This is a genomic window from Trichocoleus sp. FACHB-262 (assembly GCF_014696035.1).
Lineage (GTDB): Bacteria > Cyanobacteriota > Cyanobacteriia > FACHB-46 > FACHB-46 > Trichocoleus.
The window spans coordinates 1-4,260 of record NZ_JACJPK010000068.1 but is presented as its reverse complement, the minus strand read 5'-3'; the positions used below and the strand labels follow the sequence as shown (position 1 = coordinate 4,260).

6 protein-coding genes and 1 pseudogene are annotated in these 4,260 nt (G+C 49.2%); 2 read left to right on the top strand and 5 right to left on the bottom strand.

The features are described 5' to 3' along the window. From H6F68_RS13170 to H6F68_RS28470, 3 genes are all read right to left on the bottom strand, one after another. Positions 1-401 (bottom strand): SDR family NAD(P)-dependent oxidoreductase (locus H6F68_RS13170; RefSeq protein WP_277876065.1); only part of this gene is annotated, 401 nt, incomplete at its 3' end. A 49-nt stretch (positions 402-450) separates the two neighbouring features. Then, positions 451-1,005, bottom strand: a complete 555-nt coding sequence (locus tag H6F68_RS28475; protein WP_199300067.1) for a hypothetical protein — start codon at positions 1,003-1,005, stop codon at positions 451-453. A 236-nt stretch (positions 1,006-1,241) separates the two neighbouring features. Beyond that, complete coding sequence (locus H6F68_RS28470; protein WP_199300066.1) at positions 1,242-1,511, bottom strand: hypothetical protein; 270 nt, start codon at positions 1,509-1,511, stop codon at positions 1,242-1,244. Between the two features lie 126 nt (positions 1,512-1,637). Between H6F68_RS28470 and H6F68_RS13160 the strand changes: the two genes are divergently transcribed. Beyond that, the gene (locus H6F68_RS13160) at positions 1,638-1,976 is read left to right on the top strand and encodes a GNAT family N-acetyltransferase (protein WP_190559634.1); all 339 of its coding nucleotides are present in this window, start codon (positions 1,638-1,640) and stop codon (positions 1,974-1,976) included. Then, positions 1,976-2,713, top strand: coding sequence for a hypothetical protein (locus tag H6F68_RS13155; protein ID WP_199300065.1), 738 nt, complete (start codon positions 1,976-1,978; stop codon positions 2,711-2,713). Before H6F68_RS13160 ends, H6F68_RS13155 begins: the two co-directional genes overlap by 1 nt. 370 nt (positions 2,714-3,083) lie before the next feature. Here the strand turns inward: H6F68_RS13155 and H6F68_RS13150 are convergent, their stop codons facing one another. Together H6F68_RS13150 and H6F68_RS13145 are read right to left on the bottom strand one after the other, a co-directional pair. Continuing rightward, positions 3,084-3,332 (bottom strand): hypothetical protein, encoded by a 249-nt coding sequence (locus H6F68_RS13150; RefSeq protein WP_206755523.1) that lies wholly within the window; start codon positions 3,330-3,332, stop codon positions 3,084-3,086. A gap of 836 nt (positions 3,333-4,168) precedes the next feature. Next, positions 4,169-4,260: pseudogene (locus H6F68_RS13145) on the bottom strand (IS1 family transposase); the annotation flags it as partial.

Sequence of the window (4,260 nt, the reverse complement as noted above, 5' to 3'; positions counted from 1 at the left end):
GGTTGGTCGTGCTTGCCGATACGGCCTTTGGCAGTGTGGACTTCCTCAAAGGCCTGCGAAAGCTGAAACTTCACGCGGTCACAGGCGTTCGCTATGACCGTCTCCTCCAAGATGGACGGCAACTCTGCATTATTGAATGCAGCATCAAGACGACCATATTGTTCTAGGGTGCGATTGATCAGAGCTTGCACCTCGTTTGCCTGAGTCACATCCGTTTGTATAAAGATTGCTTCTCCCCCAGCTTCAACGATGTGTTTGACGGTTTCTTCCCCTTCCGTGGCTCGTCGGGCCGCAATCACAACCTGCGCGCCTTCTCTGGCGAATGCAATGGCAGTTGCTCGACCGATCCCAGAACTTCCACCCGTCACAATCACGGCTTTTCCATCCATACGTCGGCTCATTGTGTGATCTCCCAATAATTTGTGATGACCGTTGAGTATCTCAGGCTGACTAATTTTGTGCTGCTGTGGAGTGAGACAATGTTGTCTGGAAGTGTGTGACTAAGGCATCAATCGCCGTTGAAACTTGAGGATCGCGATCGTAGAAGTCGAGGTGTTGTCCTTCCGTCCAGACTAATTGCTTTTTCCCACTGAGGGAAGCGTAGAAGCTGCGAGCGTTATCCGGCAGAGCTGAACCATCGCTGTGAACCACTAACGTTGGAGCTGTGATTTGGGGAGCGATCGCCATGTCATCGAAGCCTTGCCATTCGGGCCAGGACATGACTGCAAAGCGATTGGTCCACTCTGGAATCACGCCGCGATCTTTACTGCCATAGTAGCTGACATCACCAAACATCGCGGCGCGGCGATCGCCCTGAGAATAAGCTGGAACATAGGCGACTTCCCCTGTGCGATCGTACTGTTCACGCGCCGCCCGACCGATCGCCATCCGATTCCGCACTGTTGCTTCCCCAAATAAGGTGTTGAGTGAATCCCTGTCATGCAGCCATGCAGCAACGGTGGCAAAGGATTTGAAGCTTGCATCTTCTGCAACGGCTTGTGCCATGTAGCCAGCGCTCGCACAGATGCCGAGACCACCCAGGCGATCGCCATCAATGATCGTAAAGTTTTCAAAAAAGTAACCGCATTCTTGATGTCCTGCACTTTAGCCGCAGGCGATTCGTATTGGCGGTGCACCCCGCCACTTTCACCCCAGTAGCGAAAATCAAAGGTGAAGGCAGTAAATCCGCGATCGGCTAAGCGTTGAGCATAGACCGCAGGCATTTGTTCTTTCACGGTTGTTCAAGCACCGGTCACGACAATCACAGGGAGTTTGCTACCAGATTTGTAGGAGATTGGCAGGTACAAGTTGCCCACCATCCGTTCACCCTCGCTCTGGAAGACAACGCGATTGAGTCCGGGTTTGAAAGATGCAGGTCGTTCGGCCCTCACTTGTCCAGGTTCACCTGTAATTGCATTAGGATTTACTGTCTCTGACAGGGCAATAGGGAGAGAGGAAAGAGAAACGAGTACGACCGTGCCAGTTGCAATCAGGGATTGGATAATGTTCATGGTGAGTTCCTCTGCTTGGGTTTCAATAACTCAAGAGTAGAAAAAGTTCTCTCAAACCTGAAGCCCGATTCTTGCGCTGTTTTATCAAAATTTTGCGGTTGTATTTTGCGTTAAAGCTGTGCCCCTATGGAACCCACCCGACATCCTTTCCCTCATCTTGATACAGAGCGGCTTTTATTACGGCAAACTACCCTGGATGATGCGGATGCGGTATTTGCAATTTTTGCTGATCCCCATGTCACTCAGTTTCATGATTTAGATACATTAACCCATGTTGAGCAGGCGATCGCGCTGATTGAACGACGTGCCAAGGAATTTGAGTTGGGCCATGGAATTCGTTGGGGAATTGCACTGAAAGCGAACCACAGATTGCTTGGCTCCTATGGAACAAAGATCAGGAATCAGAAGCGTCCAATTGGTATTTACAGAAGAGTAATACCGATTATTCAAGGAACGCTGTATTGATGAACCCATATTTGAATTGGGCGGGAGCCACTGTCTTACTGAGTGCTAGCGTTGTCGCTTGGTCTCATCCTGCGATCGCTTCAACCTATCGCAGTAGCACTGATAGCACGGTTGTCGTCTTGCAAGAAACCAGTCCTCTGTCCGAAAAGCCTTGGGGCTACTATTTCACAAAGAGCGCGGGTCGTTCTTGGAAGGGCGATATTGCGATCTCAAGCAAGGCTGCAGGAGCTGGACAGACATTATTTACCGGGACATTTCAGGATCAAGTGATGGGTCCTGGAACAGCAATGACTTGTACTGGCAAGATTCGCATCGCCCGGCAAAATCCGGGAGTGAGCAATCAGATTGGAGCCAAGGTGACCTGGCAAATCACGGGGGGCAGTGGGTGTCCTCAAGTCGGGCGGAGCGTCACGCTTGATCTGGTGGAGTCTCTACCACGCCCGGATCGCAACGGTGACTTTACCTCAACCAACGCCAACACGTGGATGAGTGAGACGAATGGGAACGTCACCTGGTTAGCTTGGCGGGTCGTCTCAAGCGATGGCAAACTCAACTGCCGCACCAGTCCGAATGGCAGTCTCAAACGGGTGTATACCAGCCGTGATCGGATTGAAGCAGAGACGCGTGGTGCCACTGCGTTTACGTTTTCTAATGGTGCCCCTTGGATGAGCACTCGTCAGGGTTGCTATGTGCGGGCGAACGCCCAGTATTTGCAACCGATTTCAATTCCTTTCTAAGTGATCTCCCACTGCTGGGTGAATTGCTTTCACCCCTGCTGAGCCCTGATGGGATGAGAAGGCTGTTCGCCTAATATGTTCTTAAAGAGAGAGACCGCTCTTGTGCGCAACAGTTTGACTTAGATGAACCGATACAGAGTGTCGTAGACGCGAAATAAATTAGAAGCTGGGGGTTTATACCTTCAGCTTTTTAGTATTTGCATGTAGCAGAGCCAGCTTATTTTGCCGAAAACATGGATGAATTGAGGCATTCTCAGCAATAATCTAGCTATTAATGCCTCAATTCGCCGATGCGGAGACATTGACCTGCGGGTGAAGCAGAACATCAGAGGCAACGGTGTTCGGTGCAAGCTATGTTAGGCGGCGTTGCTCACTCAGCTCTCACGAACATCTTGGGAAGCAACTCGTCGTCGGATGCGGCTGTGGGCGAGGAGAGCGACCTCAGCGACATTCCCCATTCGCGCTCGTCCTCTTCGTCGAATGTGCCAAGCTCGCTGAACTCATCCTCCTGAAGAACCATCCTCGCCTCTTCCTCGTCAGGGAATTCGTGTGTCACCCCGTCCATATCGAAAACGTCGGCCGTCCCGTTGGTGAAAACGCGCAGGCGCGCCCAGTTCAAATTTGGGAAATGCCCTCACATCAGCCACCACTGAATCTGTTCAACTTCTTTCTGACTCACCTCCTATACCTCTATTAACCGTGCGCAACCGAGCTGCCTAACGGCTTTAAGTTGAGCGAACGGTGACGCAAAACAAGCACGATGATAGTGTGACGATTCGTGCCGCTCCAATGAATCTTTAGATCTTAGTAAACTAGAGCCTTTCACTAGAAAAGTAACTAAACCTCAATCCAAAGTGCTTCTTCAGTTTTTCTTACTCTCAAGCATTTCTTCTGGCTCTAAAACAGCCTCCAATTAGAATAACGGCAAAGCCAAAGATATAAAGCCAGAATCCAGGCTCTGTATGACAAGGGTAATCCACGGTCATATGGAAACCTACCGTAGCTAGAAGAAGAGACCCTAGCATCCAAAACAGAACTGTCGGAAAAAGCATAACTAAAAACAAGACAAAATATTTGTTGATACTAACCCTGCTCAAAAAATAGCTGGCAAACAAAAAACAGGTTGCAAAGGAAAAACATAAAAAATACAAATAGTAAAAAGTTACATTGCCTCGTTTCAACCAGTCAATGTAACTTAGCTCCAGACTAAAACTGTCACCTAGATGGCCGCATGAGAACCATTTCATGAAAAGCGAACAAAACAAGATGGACATTCCAGCGATTGGCGAAAAATTTATCAACTTACTGGCAATCGTTCGGTTCATTGCTAAAAGTCTTTAGTCCAAGCATTTAGGAGAAGCAAGAAAACTGTCAGAAGACTCAATACCGCTAGTAGTCTAACGGTTCAGTTGAGTCAATACAGATAACTCTGTGATTCCAACTGATGGTAGTGCATTAGATTAGTGTGGGATAGATGGCAATGTCATGCCAATTCCAGGAGCGCGTCGTTAATCCTGCACGTTGAGCAGCAGTGTTTTTAAGTCGGC

Coding starts and splice junctions, on each gene's coding strand:
- H6F68_RS13155 (WP_199300065.1), top strand. CDS start 1,976: ATGAACCCATATTTGAATTGGGCGGGAGCCACTGTCTTACTGAGTGCT.
- H6F68_RS28470 (WP_199300066.1), bottom strand. CDS start 1,511: ATGAACATTATCCAATCCCTGATTGCAACTGGCACGGTCGTACTCGTT.
- H6F68_RS13160 (WP_190559634.1), top strand. CDS start 1,638: ATGGAACCCACCCGACATCCTTTCCCTCATCTTGATACAGAGCGGCTT.
- H6F68_RS28475 (WP_199300067.1), bottom strand. CDS start 1,005: ATGGCACAAGCCGTTGCAGAAGATGCAAGCTTCAAATCCTTTGCCACC.